This is a genomic window from Bacillota bacterium (assembly GCA_018818595.1).
Taxonomy (GTDB): domain Bacteria; phylum Bacillota_I; class Bacilli_A; order Izemoplasmatales; family Hujiaoplasmataceae; genus JAHIRM01.
Genome location: JAHIRM010000013.1, coordinates 227251 through 245452 on the forward strand (window position 1 = coordinate 227251; position 18202 = coordinate 245452).

The following is an 18202-nucleotide window of genomic DNA, read 5'->3' on the forward strand; positions in this document are numbered from 1 at the left end:
ATGCTTTTTTATTGGAAAAAAAAGTTAATACTTTAAAAAGTATAACTTTTTCTTTAAATAACATTCAAATTTTTGATCGAAGTTATTAAATAATCTTCGTTGTAACAATTTTTACCACAATTATCACTTCGTCCTGGACATTGTGATGTAGTAGTATTTGTATCGTTTGAATCATCAGAATCATCATCGGTAGTAAAATCATCATCATTTGCTTGAGTATTTCCTTTGTCTTGTCGATTACAAATAATTTCATCGGTATCTTCATTTTCGGTAATCGTATAGCGATATTGATACATTCCAGAGACTTGATTCATTTCAACAGATACATCGATTTGACCAACTAATGAGGTTTCGTTGTTTAAGATATAATTTACACTGAATCCAGAATTTGCTGCTCCATTGTCAGCTTTTTCAATATTCATTTGGCAGTTTTCGTTTTGAAAACGAGTATTAATTTTTGCTTTAATGGAAGTATTTGTTAAGTCTAAAGAAATTTCGCTTTCGTTAATTAAACTTGCATTCTCATATATTTTATATAAAAACTTTTGTCCGGTAGTGTCGGTAATGTCTTGTACGATAACATAATTGTTTTCATCGATTGAAGCTTGGAATTGTGATTGAATTACTTCACCTGAGTTACTTAATTCGCCATGAATGGTATAGGTTATTTCGTTATGAATCATAATTCCGTCTATTAGTTCTAAATCTCCGTCTTGAGTGGTGTTATAGTATAGTTGAAATTGAACTAAATTTCCGAGTAAATCCATACTTTTAAATGAAATTTGAGTTTGATAAGCATCATCTTCAGACAGTTTGCTTTGATAAAGAAGAGTTTCTTTGTTACCAATCACAACTTCCATCATGTTTAAGTACTTATTAATGATATCAATTTCTGACTCAATGACAGATGTCGTCTCAATTCCTCCAAGAAGTAAAATAGAAGGAGTATCACTGGTCATAGATAAACTAAGTGGTGTTGTAAAAGATTCAGAAAGTAAGGAGGTAGCTGATACTGCTTGAAATCCAATTATTTCCGTTTCATTTTCAAGCGCTGCCTCATAAGGAGATACTGGATTCGATAATGAATTAAAAATAAGGACAGAAGAAACTAGTATAAATAAGAAAGAAAAAGAATAAGTTAAGACTCTTCGAAGAGAGGTGAAAGGTTTAGCGTTTTCTTCTTGAAAAGCTGGAATAATCTCAATCGAAGATAAATCAATCTTGTTTAAAATTTCTGGCATTTCTTTTAATGCTGTTTCTCGAATCAACATTTTTATTTGTCTTGTTTTCATGATTACTCCTTTCTAACGGTGTCTTTTAGTTTTTTTATACCTTTATTATAGATCCATAAGACAGTGCCTAATGGTTTGTCTAGTGTCTTTGCAATATCTTTAAACTTAGTATTTGAAACGATTCTTAATAAAACAACTTGTCTTTCTTCATCATCAAGAGGTTTCAGTAATTCATTTACTTCATGAGGAGATGAATCATTTTCTAAAGAAGCCGCTTTGTCAAAAATATAAGATTGTTCTTGCGGATCATAGGCAGTTACATTATGATTTTTGCGATAAAAATCAATTGCTATGTTTTTTGCGATTTGCAAAAGCCAAGCGTTAAAATTACGACCTATTTGGTAAGAATTAATATTTTTAAGCATTTTGATATATGTTTCTTGCATCAAATCTTCGGTTTCGCTTTTATCTTTTACAATCGAGATAATTATCGAGAACACGCCTCTTTTTGTATGCTCATAAACAAGCTCAAATGCCTTATCGTCCTTTAGTTTTAGTAATTCGATATAGTCATCGAAGTTTATATACATTCCCGTTCACCACCTTGATGATAATTATACCATATCAAGTTATATTGTGAACTCAATTCACTAAAAGAATTTTCTTACCTAATATACGTTATTGTGTACGTTTTTATTGGTATGTTTTAATTTTATTGTTTGATTGCGTTTACAAAGAGGAGAATTTATAATATAATCTTGACATAATGAATATGGGTGAAATTGATGGAAAAAGTAAAAAAATACCGAATTTGGGAATTAGATTTTTTAAGAGGGTTAGCCATTTTATTAATGGTGTTTGATCATTTAATGTTCGATTTAAAAAGTTTACCAAATTGGTTTAGTAATTTTTACTCCGTTGGAAGTCCTTTTATGGAATGGTTATATGATTTTGCCTCTTTGTATTGGGAATCTGCTCTTAGGGCATATGGGCATATTGTGTTCGTAGCGATTTTTTTACTGGTCTCAGGTATCAGTTTTAATTTCAGCCGTTCCAATTTAAAACGAGGATTAAAATTTTTAGCTGTAGCCATTATAATATCTGTTATTACTATGACAACCGAAGTCGTTTCAGGATTGCAAATAGGTATTCTATTTGGAATCATTCACTTATTTGCGGTTGGAACACTTCTTACTTATTTGTTTCGTAAAATTTGGAATAATGATGTATTTATCTTAGCCCTTGGTCTCATTATTATTGGAATTGGATTTTATATTGAGTGGTGGAAAGTTTCTTATTATGAAACCATTACTTTTTCCAGATTTTTTGAAATTATCATAGGTTTAAAAGGATACGGTGCAGACTATTTTGGAATCATCCCTTACACTGGCGTAATAATGGTTGGTACCGTACTTGGAAATTTATTCTATTCGAAAAGAGTCTCGCTACTTCCAGGTCTTGATAAAAAATGGAACCGTCCTTTTGTCTTTGCTGGACAAAAATCTTTAATTATATTTGTAACACATCAACTTGTTATTTTAACTTTAGTATATCTTTTGGGGTATCTTTTAGGTTATAGACTATAAATTAGGAGGAATGATTTAATGAATACAAATTTATCATTATACGATGCAATCAAAGACACCAACGCAAGAATTCCACAAAATAATGCATTATTATTTATGGACAAATTCATTACGTACGAAGCATTAATTAAGCGAATTAATCAAGTAAGTGAATCTCTATTAAAGCTTAAGATTACTTCAAAAGATGTCGTAACAATGGCAATGCCTAATATATTTGAGGCTATTTATGCATTCTATGCAGTAAACAAAATAGGAGCAATTTGCCATATGGTCCATCCATTTACGCCTCCCAACCAAATGAGAAGGTTTATGGAAAAAACAGGAAGTAAGACGCTTATTGTTGTGGATACATTTTACGATCATTATAAAGAGTTGTTAGCTGATTCATCCATCACAATGATTCTTGCAAATCCTACATCAGAATTTGGAATGATTAAAAAAATTGGATACAAATTAATTAACGCAAAAAAATTAAAAGGAATCGTATACTCAGATAAAGTTCTTTCTTTTAATGCATTGTTAAAGGAATCTTCCATTACAAGAAATGATGAAATTGACCCAAAAAGAACCGCTGTATATCTACACAGTGGTGGAACATTAGGTGAACCAAAAACAATTGAATTGTCAAGTTTTGCCATTAATAGTTTAGCAGCTAAAACTTCATTTATTTTAGGTGAAAGTCAGTTTTCAAATAAATACATGCTTGCAGTTTTACCGATGTTTCATGGGTTTGGATTATGTATGGGCGTTCATGCAATGCTTTGTAATGGCGGAATTAACACATTAATGCCAAAATTTGATGCGCTTCAAGCAATTAAATTGCTTAAGAAAAATCAAATTAATTATGTTATTGGAGTTCCTTCTTTATTTGAAAACTTATTAAGCAAACCTGAAATCAGAGGGACACATCTACAAAATCTTCACCAAGCATTTGTGGGGGGAGATTATGTTGCTTTGGATTTAAAAAACAGATTTGATCGTTTGATGAAAGAATTTGGATCAAAAGCAAGATTGTTAGAAGGATATGGGTTAACAGAAGTTGTTACTGTTTGTTCGGTTAACACGTTAAAAGAACATGTACAAACAAGTGTTGGAAAACCTCTTCCAGGAATTGATATGAAAATTGTCGATGTAGAGACAAGAGCAATACTTGAAACCAATGTGCCAGGAGAAATTATTGTAGCTGGTGATACGATGATGAATGGATATTTAGAAGATGATGAAACGAACGCTTCAACCTTCTTAATAGATGATAAATCCAAAAAATGGATTCTAACAGGAGATTTTGGTTTTTTAGATTCAGAAGGCTATGTTCATTTTAAACAAAGATTAAAACGAATAATTAAAGTTTCTGGAATCCCAGTTTTACCTGCAGAAATCGAAAATTTATTGATGAATTTTAAAGAAATTAAAGAAGTTGCCGCAGTAGGCGTTCCTGATATCGAAAAAGGATTTATGATTAAATTATTTGTCGTTACAGATAATTCCGTTTCAACTGCTATTTTAAATGAAAAAATACATAAAGCAATCAAATCAGAATTATCGATGTATGCTATTCCCAAAGAAATCGTGTATTTAGATTCTTTGCCCAAAACAATTATTGGAAAGATTGATACGAGAAAATTAGAAACGATGTAAAAAAAACGACCATAAATGGTCGTTTTTATTTCATGCAGTATTTTTGTTTAGAATAAACGGTTGTTTACATCGCGGAAGTAGAAGACGATTAATTGTACAATGATTTCTTGAATTTTCTTAGCATCATTTACATTGTCTCTAAATACGACAAACAGCGCTTGAATAAAGCTTGAAGCTACTACTTTTAAGAAATAATCATTAAACTTACCTGGGTAGTATTCTTTGATTTTGTTGATGACCAAAGATTCTAATTGATTTTTTACTTGATGGTAATGAGTTCCACTTGAGTTAAAAATCATGATGAAAATTTCTTTTGTGTAAGGGCGAAGCACATTCATGACGTATGTCACGATTTGATTGGCTTCTTTTGGTGTTTCAATGTGTGTAATGTGTAACTTTTGGTCAAATGATTCGAGATCGTCAATTGCTTGTTGCGCAGGTAAAAGGATTGCATTAAATAGTGCTTCCTTATTCTCAAAATAACGGTAAATATTTCCTACAGTAATATTCGCGCTATCTGCAATTCTACGCATATTGGCACTTTGAAAACCGCGTTCAAAGAATTCCGCAATTGCGCCTTCGACGATCGCATTCTTGACTGATTCTTTTAGAACTTGCATAATATTCCTCCCTTGGATACGAGTATCCTTTTTTCTAGAAATTACCCGCATACTTAAATTCTTAAGGTCAACAGATAATTTATACATTCATTATATACGATTGATAAAAAAAAGGCAATACCTTTGCTTGAATTAACACAATATTTAGTTTTTATAACAAATAAAGCCAAAAATTTAACTAAAAAGTAACTGATAAATATTAGAAATATACTGTTTGATTTTTGGTTTTCCCTATTGTTTACTAATTAAATATTTATATCGAAAATCATTTAAGATAAACTGATTAGTTTATTGACATAAATATACATACGTTATATAATTTTTATATATTCGAAAAAGAGGTGAATCAAATGAAAAAGTTTTTTGGAAATGTAGTGATTCTATTATCTCTATTGCTTGTTTCTGCCGTCGCTATACCTTGGAATAACATCCATCAATGGTGGGGATTAACCTTTCCATTAATGAGCGACAACGAAATTTATGTCAAAGCAGGAATTGGCGGTCTGTTATTTATATTAAGTTTAATTTTCTTATTTATCGGTAATCATGAATATAAAGAGTATGGACATGTAAAACGTTCTACAGCCAATGCCGCGTTTTTCCCAATGTATATGTATTCCATTGGAGCACTTGTTTATCTAACAGCTTTAACATACTTTATTTACAAAGATAGTGGTTCTGGTTACGATTTCGTCTTTTTGCTAGGTTTATTAGCAACTACCGTTAATCTAATCGGATTTGGTCACATTATTGCTTCTGGATTCAAATCAAGAAGTAATCTCGTTCGAATCATCATTTTTGTTTTTTTAGTAGAATTAATGGCCGGAGTCATTTATGTAAGTCGTTTTATTAGGGTTTACAAAATTACAAACGCTGCTTATGGAGACCTTTACACTTATAATCATATTTTAATTGGGGCAGTTGCGATAGGACTTTACATTGTTCATGCAATTGTAATGACAATTCTTAAGAAAAAACATCAAGAAGAAACAGAGCTTGAATCTGAAATTGATGAAGTAAGACAAGAAGCACCTGTTTCTAAAAAACATGATCAAAAAGAAAAAGAACATGTAGTTGAAAAAACTAAAAATTCAACGAAAACGATTATGGTTTCTAAAGAACAAACCATTGTCAGTGGTGGTCAAAATTTAGATCCAACGAATATGCTTTATGAAGACATTAACGTTGATCCAGAATTTTCAAAGACTAGCAATCAAGACAAACAAGTTAGTTCGATAGAATACTATATTGAAAAACCTAAAATGTTTAAACCATTAGATCCTACATTTGATAAATTGGTTGAATATGTTAGAGAATTGCCTCAAGTAGTTACAAAACTAAGTGATGAAAAAATAACTTTTTATGTTGATCGAAAACCATTTTTAGTTTTGATGAACTATGGAAATTATTATCGTATGGCCTTTAAATATGAATTAGAAAAAGGAATCAGATTAATTATTAAATATCCTACCATTTCAAAAAACAAAGGCACCAAGGAAGAACTATGGTTTAAAGCCAATAATTATGGGGACTTACCTAAAGAAGTGGTTTATCAAATTGTCAAGACTTCATATGACAATGTTAACGCTTAAAAAGCATCCTTTTTGGTTGCTTTTTTCTTTAATTAATTTTAGTAAATCAATTGATTGCGTATGCTTTCTATGATAATATAAAAATGAGGTGATTGAAATGAAAATTCAAGAGGTTGAAGTTCTTAAACAGGCTTTAAATGACAAGAAAATAACATTAACAGAAGAAGAGTTCAAATCTTTGTGTGACGAATTTGATAGACTTTATATCTATGAATCCACAAGCTTTGATAATGGAGATTTTTCTTTTGAAGATGTATGTTTCTTGTTAGAAGATCATTCAAGAATATTCCCTGATAAAAGCGAACACATGAGAAATGCAATTATTAACAATTACCACGCGATTCAAATGGTACATAAATTAGTCAAAAATAATACAGCAATTACAGAAAACATTGTAAAAGATTTGCATCAAATTCTTGTGGATGATATGATTCCAGGAGGAGTGTATCGAACAAGAGACTTATTCATTCTTGGGGCGAAACATGTTCCGCCAACTTATCTAAAGATTTTCAAAAAAATGAACGATTACTTTCAAGAACTTGAAAATCCTGAATTAAAAGGTTTAACAAAAGCAGCTTATGCTCATTTACAAATTTTAAAAATCTATCCTTTTATGGATGCAAATGGTCGTCTTGCTAGATTGCTTTTGAATTATCAATTGGAACTAGAAGGATACCTTCCTCTTTCCATTACAAAAGGCGAACGAGATGAGTATTTCAGAACAATTGATGAATACAAGATAAACAAAGATATTGTTCCATTCACTGAATTTATTGCTAAATTAGAAGCCAAAAGAATACAAGAATTTTTAAACAGAGAGTAAATTTTTACTCTCTTTTTTCTTGGATTATGATACAATATTGTTGAGGTGAATCTATGAAATATGTTAATTATCCGTTAGATGAAGTAAGAAGATTATCATTTTATTTAGCAACAGAAGAATTTTTAGCAAAACACTATCCAAATGATGAGTATTTTTTTATGTGGCAAGTAAATCCTACGGTTATTTTTGGTAGAAATCAATTAATTGAAAACGAAGTAAATTTGGATTATGTAAAAGCGAATAATATTGAATTTTACAGAAGAAAATCAGGCGGAGGATGTGTATACGCCGATTTTTCGAATATTATGTTTTCGTTTATTACTCCAAACTTCAATAAAGATTTTGTTTTTGATAAGTATTTAGGAAAAGTAGTAGATGTATTAAAGAACCTTGGATTAAACGCATATTTTTCAGGAAGAAATGATATTTTAATTGATTCTTTAAAAGTGTCTGGCAATGCTTTTTACAAAGTAAACGACAAATCGATTGTACATGGAACAATGCTTTATGACACCGATTTATCTGTAATGGTGAAAGCCATAACTCCTGATAATGAAAAATTAATTTCCAAAGGTATTGATTCTGTTAGAAAAAGAGTTACCAATTTAAAAGAACATTTTGATTTGGACATTGAGACGTTTAAATCGGCTATGAGAAAACAACTTTGTGATACTGAAATGACTCTTTCAACGAAAGATATGATTCAAATTGAAAAAATAGAAAAATCTTATTTAAATCCAGATTTTATTTACGGAAAAAACCCGAATTATTCCATTATTAAAAAAGGAAAAGTTCCTGCAGGAATGATTGAAATTTCCCTTGAACTCAAAAACAATATCGTAAAAAAAATGAACATGTTAGGCGATTATTTTTTAGTAAGTGATCCAGATTTATTTATCAAAAACTTTATCAATATTCCGTTTACAAAGTCAGATTTTTCGAAGGTTTTAGATGAATTTGATATAAGCGAATACATTTACAATTTATCAAAAACTGAATTTTTAGATTTATTATTCTAAAGGAACTTTCTTGTGATATAATATTTTATTAGAGGTGAAGATTATGTCAGAATGGAACAAAACATGTCTTTATGATTTTCATGAAGAATTGAAAGCTAAAATGGAACCTTTTGCAGGTTTTTTAATGCCAATTGTTTATGAAGGGATTCAACAAGAACATTTAGCGGTAAGACATGACGTAGGAATGTTTGATGTTTCACATATGGGAGAAATAATTGTAAGTGGAAAAGACGCTATCGCCTTTGTCGAATACATTTTTTCAAATGAAATTACTTCCAAACCATATGGAAAAGTAGTTTATGGATTAATGCTTTATGAAAACGGAACAATTGTGGATGATTTACTTGTCTATAAAGTAAACAAAGAAGAATGTTTTCTAGTAGTAAATGCAAGTAATGTTGCAAAAGATTATGCTTGGATTGTCGAACAGACCTCCTCGTTTGAAGTGCTTATCAAAAATGTATCAGATGAGTTTTCTCAAATTGCCTTACAAGGGCCAAATGCAGAAACAAAAGCTTTAGAAGTTTTAGGACTTGATTTAAGTTTTTTAGAGTTTTATACGTTTCAATCAACTATTTACCAAGGATTTCCTTTAATTGTATCAAGAACTGGGTATACAGGTGAAGATGGATTTGAATTTTACGGAAATCACGATGTTTGCAAAATCATTTGGCAAAAATTGTTTGAACATGGCGTTGTTCCTTGTGGTCTTGGAGCGAGAGACACTCTTCGCTTTGAAGCTGCACTTCCATTATACGGTCATGAAATTTCAGACCAAATCACTCCACTTGAAGCAGGACTTAAAATGTTTGTCAAACTAGAAAAACCAAATTTTATTGGAAAAAAAGCATTAGAACTTCAACTTCTTCAAGGGTTAAAAAGAAGAGTCGTCGGATTAGAACTATCTGAAATGTCGATTCCAAGGCAAGGATATTTGATTTTTAAAGATGACATACAAATTGGAGTTGTAACAACAGGTTATTTATCCATTAGTTTAAATAAACCAATTGCTATGGCATTAATTGATATAGAGTACTCAAAAATCGGAACGGAAGTTTTCGTACAAATTCGCAAAAAATTAATTAAAGGAATTATTAGAGATAAAAAATTCTTAAAGAAAAACTATAAACCAAAAGGAGAAAATGTATGAGTAAAATAGTAGAAGGACTTTATTATACAAAAAGTCATGAATGGGTCAAAGTCGTAGATAAAAATATCGTTTTAATTGGAATTACTGATTTTGCACAAGCTCAACTTGGAAATGTTGTATTTGTGGATTTACCAGAAGTAGGATCTAAATTAGTAAAAGAAGAAGAATTTGGAGCAGTAGAATCTGTAAAAGCTGCATCCGATTTAATTGGCCCAGTATCAGGAGTTGTTCTTGAAGTAAACGATGATTTAATCGGAGAACCTGAAAAAATCAATGAAGATGCATTTGATGCATGGATGTTAAAAATTGAATTATCCAATCCAAATGAAATCAATGAATTATTAAGTAGTAGCGAATACCTTGCCATAAGTAAGTAGGTGAGATCGTGTTTAAATACTTTCCACATACAATAGAAGATATTGAGGAAATGAAAAATTTCCTTAAAATCAATAAAATTGATGATTTATTTCAAGACGTCCCAAAAGAAGTCTTGTTTCAAAAAGAATACAATATTCCTTCGCACTTATCCGAATCAGAATTGCGACGTTATTTTGAAAAGATAGCAAGTAAAAACAAAGAACTCATTCTTTTTACTGGACTTGGGTTTTATGATCATTATGAACCAGCCGTCATTAATTCTCTTCTTTCAAGACAAGAATTTTTAACAGCTTATACCCCATATCAACCAGAAATATCGCAAGGAACCTTGCAATACATTTTCGAATACCAATCCATGATTCAAACATTAACAGGAATGGATGTTTCCAATGCATCGATGTATGACGGAACGACCTCAACTGCAGAAGCTTGTTTTATGGCAGAATCAATTACCAAACGAAAAACAATATTAATATCTGGTACGGTTCATCCTTCAGTGATTGATGTTGTAAGAACATATGCTAAATTTAAAGGATTAACTGTAGAAATTATTAACGAAAAATCAGGAATTACCGATTTATCTCATTTACAACAATTGCTTGGAAGTCACGTTGCAGGAGTAGTCGTCCAAAAACCTAATTTTTTTGGAATCATTGAATCATTTGAAGAAGTTAGTAAAGCCGTACATGAACATGGGGCTATTTTAATCGAAAACGCAGATATTTCTACCTTATCAGTATTAAAGACCCCAAGACTTGATGGAGCAGACATTGCAGTAGGAGATTGCCAAAGCCTTGGAATGAATGTTGCTTATGGTGGACCTACTTTAGGATATTTAGCTACACTGAAACCTTATGTCAGAAAAATGCCAGGTCGAATTTGTGGATATAGCCTTGATGAGGAAGGCAGAAGAGCCTTTGTATTAACTCTTCAAGCTAGAGAACAACATATAAGAAGAGAAAAAGCCAATTCTAATATTTGTTCTAATCAATCCTTAATGGCATTATATGCAACAATTTATTTGGCTTTACTAGGACCAATTGGTCTTAAAAAAGCCAATTTACTATCGTATCAAGGAGCACATTATTTATACGATGAATTGATTAAAACTGGTAAATTTAAACCATATTTCAATCAACCTTTTTTCAAAGAATTTGTTTTAGAAACGCTGATTCCTTATGATATGTTACAAAAAGCGTGTATCGATAATGGCTTTTTAGCAGGCATAAGTTTATCGAATTATGATGAAAAATATCAAAATTTAGTAACCTTTGCGGTCACTGAAAAAAGACAAAAATCAGAAATAGATGAACTAGTATCTTTAGTAGGAGGTTTATCATGGTAGAATACGATAAACTGATCTTTGAATTATCTAAAGAAGGTAGAATAGGATATTCACTTCCCAATTCTTTTGCTAGTACATATCAATTTTTAGATTTAAACCAAGACTTACTCAGAACAGACTCTTTGCTTTTACCTGAAGTATCTGAACTTGATGTCGTAAGACATTATACAAATATTTCAAGAAAGAATTTTGGAGTAGAAACTGGTTTTTATCCTTTAGGATCTTGTACAATGAAATACAATCCTAAAATCAATGATGAAATCGCTTCAATCCAAATCTTTAATCGACTTCATCCATCACAACCAATGTCAACGGTTCAAGGTGTTTTAGAAATTTATGATCATCTTCAAGAGATGTTATCTGAAATTTCAGGTATGCACTCGTTTAGTTTGAATCCTTATGCGGGAGCACATGGAGAATTAACCGGACTTATGATTATGAAAGCCTATCACGAATCAAGAGGGGATTATAGTCGTAAAAAAGTGATTGTTCCTGATTCGGCTCATGGAACCAATCCTGCATCGACCATCGTTGCTGGAATGGAAGTCGTTGAGATCAAATCGAATTCATTAGGTCGAATTGATTTAGAAGCACTAAAACAAGTTTTATCGAATGAAATCGCCGGAATGATGCTTACCAATCCGAATACCCTTGGAATTTTTGAAAATGACATTATTGAAATTACTAAATTAGTTCATGAAGCGGGTGGATTAATGTATTACGATGGAGCTAATCTAAATGCATTACTTGGAAAAGTAAGACCTGGAGATATGGGATTTGACATCATGCATATTAATTTACACAAAACGTTCTCTACTCCTCATGGAGGTGGAGGCCCAGGATCTGGTCCAGTTGGAGTTTGTAAAAAATTAAGTTCCTTCTTACCAAATCCAAAAGTGAAAAAGGAATCGAATTATTACTACATAGAAAATGAAAAAGACTCTATAGGTCAAATATCTTCTTTCTTTGGAAATTTTAAAGTATGGTTAAGAGCGTATGCTTATATTTTGTCTTTAGGGAAAGAGTATTTAAATTTAGTTGGAGATTTTTCTACACTAAATGCTAATTATATTAAAGAATCCTTAAAAGAGGATTATAACTTGCCCATTGAAGGACCTTGTATGCATGAATGTGTTTTTGATGGATTAAAGGATCAATCGACAGGAGTTAGAACATTAGACGTTGCTAAAAGATTATTAGATTATAATTTTCATGCACCAACGATCTATTTCCCACTTTTGTTTCATCAATCCATTATGATTGAACCAACTGAAACAGAGTCCAAACAAACAATGGATGAGTTTATAAATGTTATGAAAAAAATTGCAAAAGAAGCAAAAGATGATCCTGATTTAGTGAAAAAAGCTCCTCATAATACACCGATTAAACGGATTGATGAGGTCTTTGCTGCTAAAAAAATGATTCTAACCTACAAAGACTACTTAGAACAAAATCTTTAGTAAGGGGGAATACTAATGAATATATTTAATTTATTTGGAGTTATTGATGTTGTCATTGTCATCGTCGTCATTTTATTTGCTGTTATTGGTTGGAAAAAAGGGTTTTTATTAAAAATTGTGGAGATGGCTTCGGGTATTTTTGGCCTTATAGCCTCCATCATTCTTGCTAGACCTTTTTCAACGGTGTTAAACAAATGGGTTGGGGAGTCTATTGGATTAAAAATCAATGAGTATTTATTGTCAAGATCGGATTTGTTTTCCGATGGATTAGCATCGACTGAAGTGAATTTTAGAGCGGCTTTAGAAGGTATGAGTTTGCCTCAATTTATGATTGATTGGATTGTGGACCCATTGGATTTTGCCAACATGACTACGTCCATTATTGATACCATTCAACCTATTATTTTGTCGCTTGTATTACTGGTTCTTTCGTTTATTGTCTTATTTTTCGGATCGATGATTGTGTTCTTTATTTTAAAGATTTTAGCAAAAATGGTTACTTCCATTCCTGTTATCAAGCAAGTTGATAAAATATTTGGTGTGCTATTTGGGTTAGTTAAAATTGGTGCTTTGATTTTTATCTTATTATTCATATTAGCATTATTGATTACCATTCCAGCAATTAATAATCTAATCGGAGAGTTCTTAGCCGTCGATATGCAGCTTGGAACAGAACAGTTTCGTTTATCGAAATGGCTCTATGATAATAATCTTTTGAAGCAAATAATTGATGTATTTATTTAAAATTTATTAATCTATTGAGAAAAACTGATTTGTAATTCAGTTTTTCTTTTTTTAATTGACAAAGGAGTTATTTTCCTATATACTCACCAAGTAAATCAAATTGAGAATACATGCTTTTATAAAAAAATAAAGCAGAAACGATTTTGATTTTATGAGGAGTTATGATGACAGATAAAGACATAAATGGATTAATAGATCATTTAAATAAAAATATCAGTTGCACATCCTCTTCAAAAGAGATGATAAAAAGTATTTTAAATACATTGTATAAAAAATATCAATTTAATAATGTTTCATGGGTAATGTATGATGATGAAAAAATTATTGATTATCTGAATGCAGTAGATTACGTGAATCCATTTTCTATCGTTGATGAAATTAGATATTTTGAAAGAAATCAAGATGTCGAATATAAAAAAGTTCTAATCGACACCAATATTATCTATTTATTTCGAATTAGTGCTAGAAGCATCCTAATTTTAAATTCTTCAACAGATCAAGACGAAAAAATACTTTATGAACCATTTATCGCTATAATTACTTCATTGTTTTTAGATTGTGATCTTGTTGCTTCTAAAAATTAAAAAGATGTGTTTGAAAGACAAGTTCTTTTAAAGCACATTCGTTGTGTTTTTCTTCTTAATATACTATAGTTATAATGTATTATTAATAGTTTTATAGGAGGAATGATTATGGATTTTTATGAAGCGTTATCAAATAGAAGAAGCATCTATCAATTATCGAATCAATCAATAGTAAGTGACGAGAAAATCGTCAAACTCATAGAAGCTTGTTTACAATATACCCCATCTGCATTTCATTCACAAAGCCAAAGAGTAGTAGTGTTATTTGATCAATCTCATGCTGATTTATGGGATATTACTTTAAAGTCTTTAAAAAACATCGTTTTAGCATCAGATTTCTCAGCTACAGAAAGTAAAATGAAGGGTTTTAAAAATGCTCATGGGACGATTCTTTTCTTTGACGATCAAGAAACTACACTTGGTTTGATGAAAAAGTTTCCTTTATACGAAAACAATTTTAAACTTTGGTATCAACAACAAAACGGAATGCTTCAAGAAAACGTATGGGTTGCTCTGTCTTTAGAAGGACTTGGCGCATCCTTACAACATTACAATGAATTAATTGAAGAAGAAGTAAAACAAGTATTTCATCTTCCAATTCATTGGCAAATGATTGCTCAAATGCCTTTTGGAGATATTTTAGTTAAACCAGAAGAAAAACCAAACATGCCGTTAAATCAGAGATTAATCGTCTTAAAATAAGAAAAGAGCGCTAAAGTTACCTTTAGCGCTCTTTTTAATAGTTGATAATTGCTTCTTTTAATGCTTCAATTAATTGTTCTTGTTTTACTTTCTTTACTTTAATACCATCAATATAGAGTATTGCTTCTTTTAATCCACCTGCAATGGCGATATTAGCCTCTCTTGCTTCTCCTGGTCCATTTACTGCACAACCCATAATCGCAACGGTTATCTCTTTGTTGATCGTTGTCAGGAATGCTTCAATTTCATTTGCGATAGGAATCATATCATATTGAATTCTTCCACAAGTAGGACAACTAATTAATTTTGGCTTTCGATATAAATTGAAATTAGATAAGATTTCTTTTGCGACTTTAATCTCTTCTTCAGGAGAGGCCGTTAGTGAGACACGAATGGTAGAACCAATGCCTTCACTTAATAATATTCCAAGACCAACGGAAGAACGAATGGTTCCAGAAAAAATGGTGCCCGCTTCCGTGATTCCAAGATGAAGAGGATAAGGAAATATTTGAGAGGCCATACGATTTGCTTGAATCGTATCTTCCATGTTTGTTGATTTTAAAGATAGTACGATATCAAAAAAACCTAATCTTTCGAGAAGTGAAATGTGGTATTTTGCTGATTCAATCATCGCTTCAGGAGAAGCAGACCCATATTTATCTAAAATATGTTTTTCAATGGAACCTGAGTTTATACCGATGCGAATAGGAATGTTTTTTTGAAGGCATTTATCAACAACCAGTTTTACGAGTTCATCACTGCCGATGTTCCCTGGATTAATTCTGATTTTATCGATTCCTTGGTTAACTGCTTCAATGGCTAACAAATAATTATAATGAATATCTGCAACAAGTGGAATATGCGTAAAACGCTTAATAAACCCAATGGCTTTTGCATCTTCTAAATCAAGAATGGCTAAACGAACCATTTCACAGCCAACGCTTTCTAAAGCTTGGATTTGTTTAATGGTTGAGGCGGTATCTTTTGTTAACGTAGTTGTCATGCTTTGAATGATGACTTGATTTGATCCTCCTATTGAAAGAGCACCAACACTTATTTTTTTTACTTCATGCCTTTTATACATTTGCTTCACCTACGTCTATTATACTCTATCAAAAAAAGAATTGAATATCTTTTTTGAATTTATAATAATTCAAAATAAAACATTTATCGTTTCAATTTGGTTTGTGATATTTAAAATCAAACATAATTATGATAAACTACGAGTAAGAAAAAGATATCAATTAGTAATTGAAGACGTTTAATATAAAAGAAAATAAAAAAAGGAGTATACTATGATACATACTTTAAAAAAAATAGCCATGATTTTAAACGCAGAATGTGTTACTTGGGGACTTGGAGGATCGACTCTTTTATATCACTATGGGTTAGTTGAAAAGCCACGTGATTTAGATATTATCATTGAAACAAAGTCCGTAAAGCAAGTAGAAAGATTGCTCTTACTTATTGGGTATAAAATGACTCCTCTTAGAAACGATGTTTATTCTACAGAAGTATTTATGGAGTTTGTAGTCGATGATGTCGATGTAGATATCATGGCAGGCTTTTCAATTTCCAAAGGGGCATTTACATATGTGTATGATTTTAATGCTTCCTCTGTTTCGAATTATATGGTAATTGAAAATGAAGATGTTCCTTTAACTTCGTTAGAAGATTGGTATATTCTCTATCAAATGATGCCAGATCGTAGCGATAAAGTACAATTAATTGAAAAGTACTTCCTTGAAAACGGAATTGAACATTTGCATTATTTATATGAAGCTTTGTTAAAACCTTTGCCAATGGAGATTAAAGAATCGGTTTTACAATTGATTAAAAAAGCAAAATAGGATGAATTTTCATCCTATTTTTTTTAGATATCTAAAAAGTCATATTTTAACTCTAGTTTTCTAAAAATTGTTACAATTAGAAAACTAAAAATCAAATAAAAGATGGCAGCTAGTATAAAAGGTGAAATCGTAAAATCTCTTGAAACAATTTCTTTTACATTTCTTAAAAGATCAGATAAGGCAATCACGCTTACTAAAGCAGTATCCTTTATCAATGTAATGACTTCATTGGTAATGGAAGGAATTTCTTTTCGAATCGCTTGTGGTAAAATAATAAAACGATATAATTGGAAATTACTTGCACCTTCAACCCGAGAAGCTTCAAATTGCTCTTTTGAGATGCTTTCAATTCCTGCTCGAACAATTTCTGTAAAATAAGCAGAATAATTGAGAATAAATCCAATGTATGCCACCATCATTCTATCTACACTAATGCCTAATGCGGGCAGCCCATACATGAAAAAGAATAATTGAAGCATTAAAGGAGTTCCTCGAAATAACCAAGTATAAAAAGAGATTCCTTTTTGAATGAGTTTGCCTCTTGATTTATATAATACCCCAATCAAGATACCAAAAGGTAACGACAGACAAAGTGTAACAGTAAAAATTTTAATTGAAACCAATGCACCATCCGCTAAATATTTGATTGTGTCAATTAAATAAATCATTCTCTATTTAAAAAAACATCCTCATCAAACCATTTTACAGAGATTTCAGCAGTGGTGCCATCTAGAATCATCTCGAGTAAAACTTGATTTACCATATCTCTAAAATCAGTATCTTCCAAACGAAAACCAATTCCGTATTCTTCCGTTCCAAAATTTTCAAGACAAATTTTATAAGTGTCATCTACTTGACTTAACATGTATCGTCCCATGATTTCATCGATTACAACTGCATCAATTGTTCCATTCTTTAAATCCAATAATGCAAAATTAAATGTATCATATTTTACGAATTCTCCAAGAGAAGAATAAATATCATTTCCCACAACCGCTTCTTCAGAGGCACTACTGATTTGAACCCCCACAGAGAGCCCTTCTAGATCAGAAATTTGATCGACAGAAGAATCACTATTTACAATAATAATTTGACTATTAGCAAGGTAAGGTTCAGAAAACGACATCTCAAGTAATCTCGAATCAGTAATCGTTAGACCATTCCAAATCATGTCAATTGTTTTGCTATTTAATTCTAATACTTTTGAATCCCAGTCGATGGATTGAAATACAACTTCAATTCCAAGCCTTAAGGCAACTTCTTTTGCTAAATCAACATCAAATCCTACAAGGTCTCCGTTGTCGTCTCTAAAGCCCATTGGCGCAAATGTATCATCAAGCCCTAACACAAAATATCCTTTTTCTTCAATTTGCTCCCACGTAGAACTTGTTTGTTCTTGAGCGCATCCTATAACTAATAAACTCAGTAAAACAGTAAAAAATAATGCAGTAATTTTTTTCATATAATTCACCTCGGACT

At 31.1% G+C, this 18202-nt stretch carries 19 protein-coding genes; 13 read left to right on the forward strand and 6 right to left on the reverse strand.

The window, feature by feature from the left end; genetic code table 11:
- Nucleotides 1–53: 53 nt before the first annotated feature.
- Nucleotides 54–1292, reverse strand: a complete 1239-nt coding sequence (locus tag KJ971_03720; GenBank protein ID MBU1144951.1) for a hypothetical protein — start codon at nucleotides 1290–1292, stop codon at nucleotides 54–56.
- A 2-nt stretch (nucleotides 1293–1294) separates the two neighbouring features.
- Complete coding sequence (locus KJ971_03725) at nucleotides 1295–1822, reverse strand: sigma-70 family RNA polymerase sigma factor (GenBank protein ID MBU1144952.1); 528 nt, start codon at nucleotides 1820–1822, stop codon at nucleotides 1295–1297.
- 195 nt (nucleotides 1823–2017) lie between these two features.
- Between KJ971_03725 and KJ971_03730 the strand changes: the two genes are divergently transcribed.
- Together KJ971_03730 and KJ971_03735 are read left to right on the forward strand one after the other, a co-directional pair.
- Nucleotides 2018–2818, forward strand: a complete 801-nt coding sequence (locus KJ971_03730) for a DUF1624 domain-containing protein (protein ID MBU1144953.1) — start codon at nucleotides 2018–2020, stop codon at nucleotides 2816–2818.
- A gap of 18 nt (nucleotides 2819–2836) precedes the next feature.
- A complete protein-coding gene (locus KJ971_03735; protein MBU1144954.1) occupies nucleotides 2837–4456 on the forward strand; it encodes an acyl--CoA ligase in 1620 nt (539 codons plus the stop codon).
- A 47-nt stretch (nucleotides 4457–4503) separates the two neighbouring features.
- Here the strand turns inward: KJ971_03735 and KJ971_03740 are convergent, their stop codons facing one another.
- The gene (locus KJ971_03740) at nucleotides 4504–5076 is read right to left on the reverse strand and encodes a TetR/AcrR family transcriptional regulator (protein MBU1144955.1); all 573 of its coding nucleotides are present in this window, start codon (nucleotides 5074–5076) and stop codon (nucleotides 4504–4506) included.
- Nucleotides 5077–5426: 350 nt separating this feature from the next.
- Between KJ971_03740 and KJ971_03745 the strand changes: the two genes are divergently transcribed.
- From KJ971_03745 to KJ971_03790, 10 genes are all read left to right on the forward strand, one after another.
- Nucleotides 5427–6668 (forward strand): hypothetical protein, encoded by a 1242-nt coding sequence (locus KJ971_03745; protein MBU1144956.1) that lies wholly within the window; start codon nucleotides 5427–5429, stop codon nucleotides 6666–6668.
- 97 nt (nucleotides 6669–6765) lie between these two features.
- Complete coding sequence (locus KJ971_03750) at nucleotides 6766–7491, forward strand: Fic family protein (protein MBU1144957.1); 726 nt, start codon at nucleotides 6766–6768, stop codon at nucleotides 7489–7491.
- Nucleotides 7492–7544: 53 nt separating this feature from the next.
- Complete coding sequence (locus KJ971_03755) at nucleotides 7545–8510, forward strand: lipoate--protein ligase (protein MBU1144958.1); 966 nt, start codon at nucleotides 7545–7547, stop codon at nucleotides 8508–8510.
- A gap of 43 nt (nucleotides 8511–8553) precedes the next feature.
- On the forward strand, nucleotides 8554–9660 hold the full coding sequence (gcvT, locus tag KJ971_03760) for a glycine cleavage system aminomethyltransferase GcvT (GenBank protein MBU1144959.1): 1107 nt from the start codon (nucleotides 8554–8556) through the stop codon (nucleotides 9658–9660).
- Nucleotides 9657–10037: a glycine cleavage system protein GcvH gene (gene gcvH / locus KJ971_03765; protein MBU1144960.1), complete on the forward strand. Its 381-nt coding sequence runs from the start codon at nucleotides 9657–9659 to the stop codon at nucleotides 10035–10037. Before gcvT ends, gcvH begins: the two co-directional genes overlap by 4 nt.
- 5 nt (nucleotides 10038–10042) lie before the next feature.
- Nucleotides 10043–11383, forward strand: a complete 1341-nt coding sequence (gene gcvPA / locus KJ971_03770; protein ID MBU1144961.1) for an aminomethyl-transferring glycine dehydrogenase subunit GcvPA — start codon at nucleotides 10043–10045, stop codon at nucleotides 11381–11383.
- Nucleotides 11377–12843, forward strand: a complete 1467-nt coding sequence (gcvPB, locus tag KJ971_03775; protein ID MBU1144962.1) for an aminomethyl-transferring glycine dehydrogenase subunit GcvPB — start codon at nucleotides 11377–11379, stop codon at nucleotides 12841–12843. Before gcvPA ends, gcvPB begins: the two co-directional genes overlap by 7 nt.
- Before the next feature lie 15 nt (nucleotides 12844–12858).
- Nucleotides 12859–13587 (forward strand): CvpA family protein, encoded by a 729-nt coding sequence (locus KJ971_03780; GenBank protein MBU1144963.1) that lies wholly within the window; start codon nucleotides 12859–12861, stop codon nucleotides 13585–13587.
- Between the two features lie 164 nt (nucleotides 13588–13751).
- On the forward strand, nucleotides 13752–14171 hold the full coding sequence (locus KJ971_03785; protein ID MBU1144964.1) for a hypothetical protein: 420 nt from the start codon (nucleotides 13752–13754) through the stop codon (nucleotides 14169–14171).
- A gap of 102 nt (nucleotides 14172–14273) precedes the next feature.
- Nucleotides 14274–14873, forward strand: coding sequence for a nitroreductase family protein (locus KJ971_03790; GenBank protein MBU1144965.1), 600 nt, complete (start codon nucleotides 14274–14276; stop codon nucleotides 14871–14873).
- A 34-nt stretch (nucleotides 14874–14907) separates the two neighbouring features.
- Here the strand turns inward: KJ971_03790 and ispG are convergent, their stop codons facing one another.
- Nucleotides 14908–15957: a flavodoxin-dependent (E)-4-hydroxy-3-methylbut-2-enyl-diphosphate synthase gene (ispG, locus tag KJ971_03795; protein ID MBU1144966.1), complete on the reverse strand. Its 1050-nt coding sequence runs from the start codon at nucleotides 15955–15957 to the stop codon at nucleotides 14908–14910.
- 211 nt (nucleotides 15958–16168) lie between these two features.
- Here ispG and KJ971_03800 point away from each other — a divergent pair, with 211 nt between their 5' ends.
- The gene (locus KJ971_03800; GenBank protein ID MBU1144967.1) at nucleotides 16169–16723 is read left to right on the forward strand and encodes a hypothetical protein; all 555 of its coding nucleotides are present in this window, start codon (nucleotides 16169–16171) and stop codon (nucleotides 16721–16723) included.
- 23 nt (nucleotides 16724–16746) lie between these two features.
- Here KJ971_03800 and KJ971_03805 read toward each other — a convergent pair whose 3' ends face one another.
- Both KJ971_03805 and KJ971_03810 read right to left on the reverse strand, forming a co-directional pair.
- Nucleotides 16747–17391: an amino acid ABC transporter permease gene (locus tag KJ971_03805; protein ID MBU1144968.1), complete on the reverse strand. Its 645-nt coding sequence runs from the start codon at nucleotides 17389–17391 to the stop codon at nucleotides 16747–16749.
- Nucleotides 17388–18185: an amino acid ABC transporter substrate-binding protein gene (locus KJ971_03810; GenBank protein MBU1144969.1), complete on the reverse strand. Its 798-nt coding sequence runs from the start codon at nucleotides 18183–18185 to the stop codon at nucleotides 17388–17390. Before KJ971_03810 ends, KJ971_03805 begins: the two co-directional genes overlap by 4 nt.
- Nucleotides 18186–18202 lie beyond the last annotated feature (17 nt).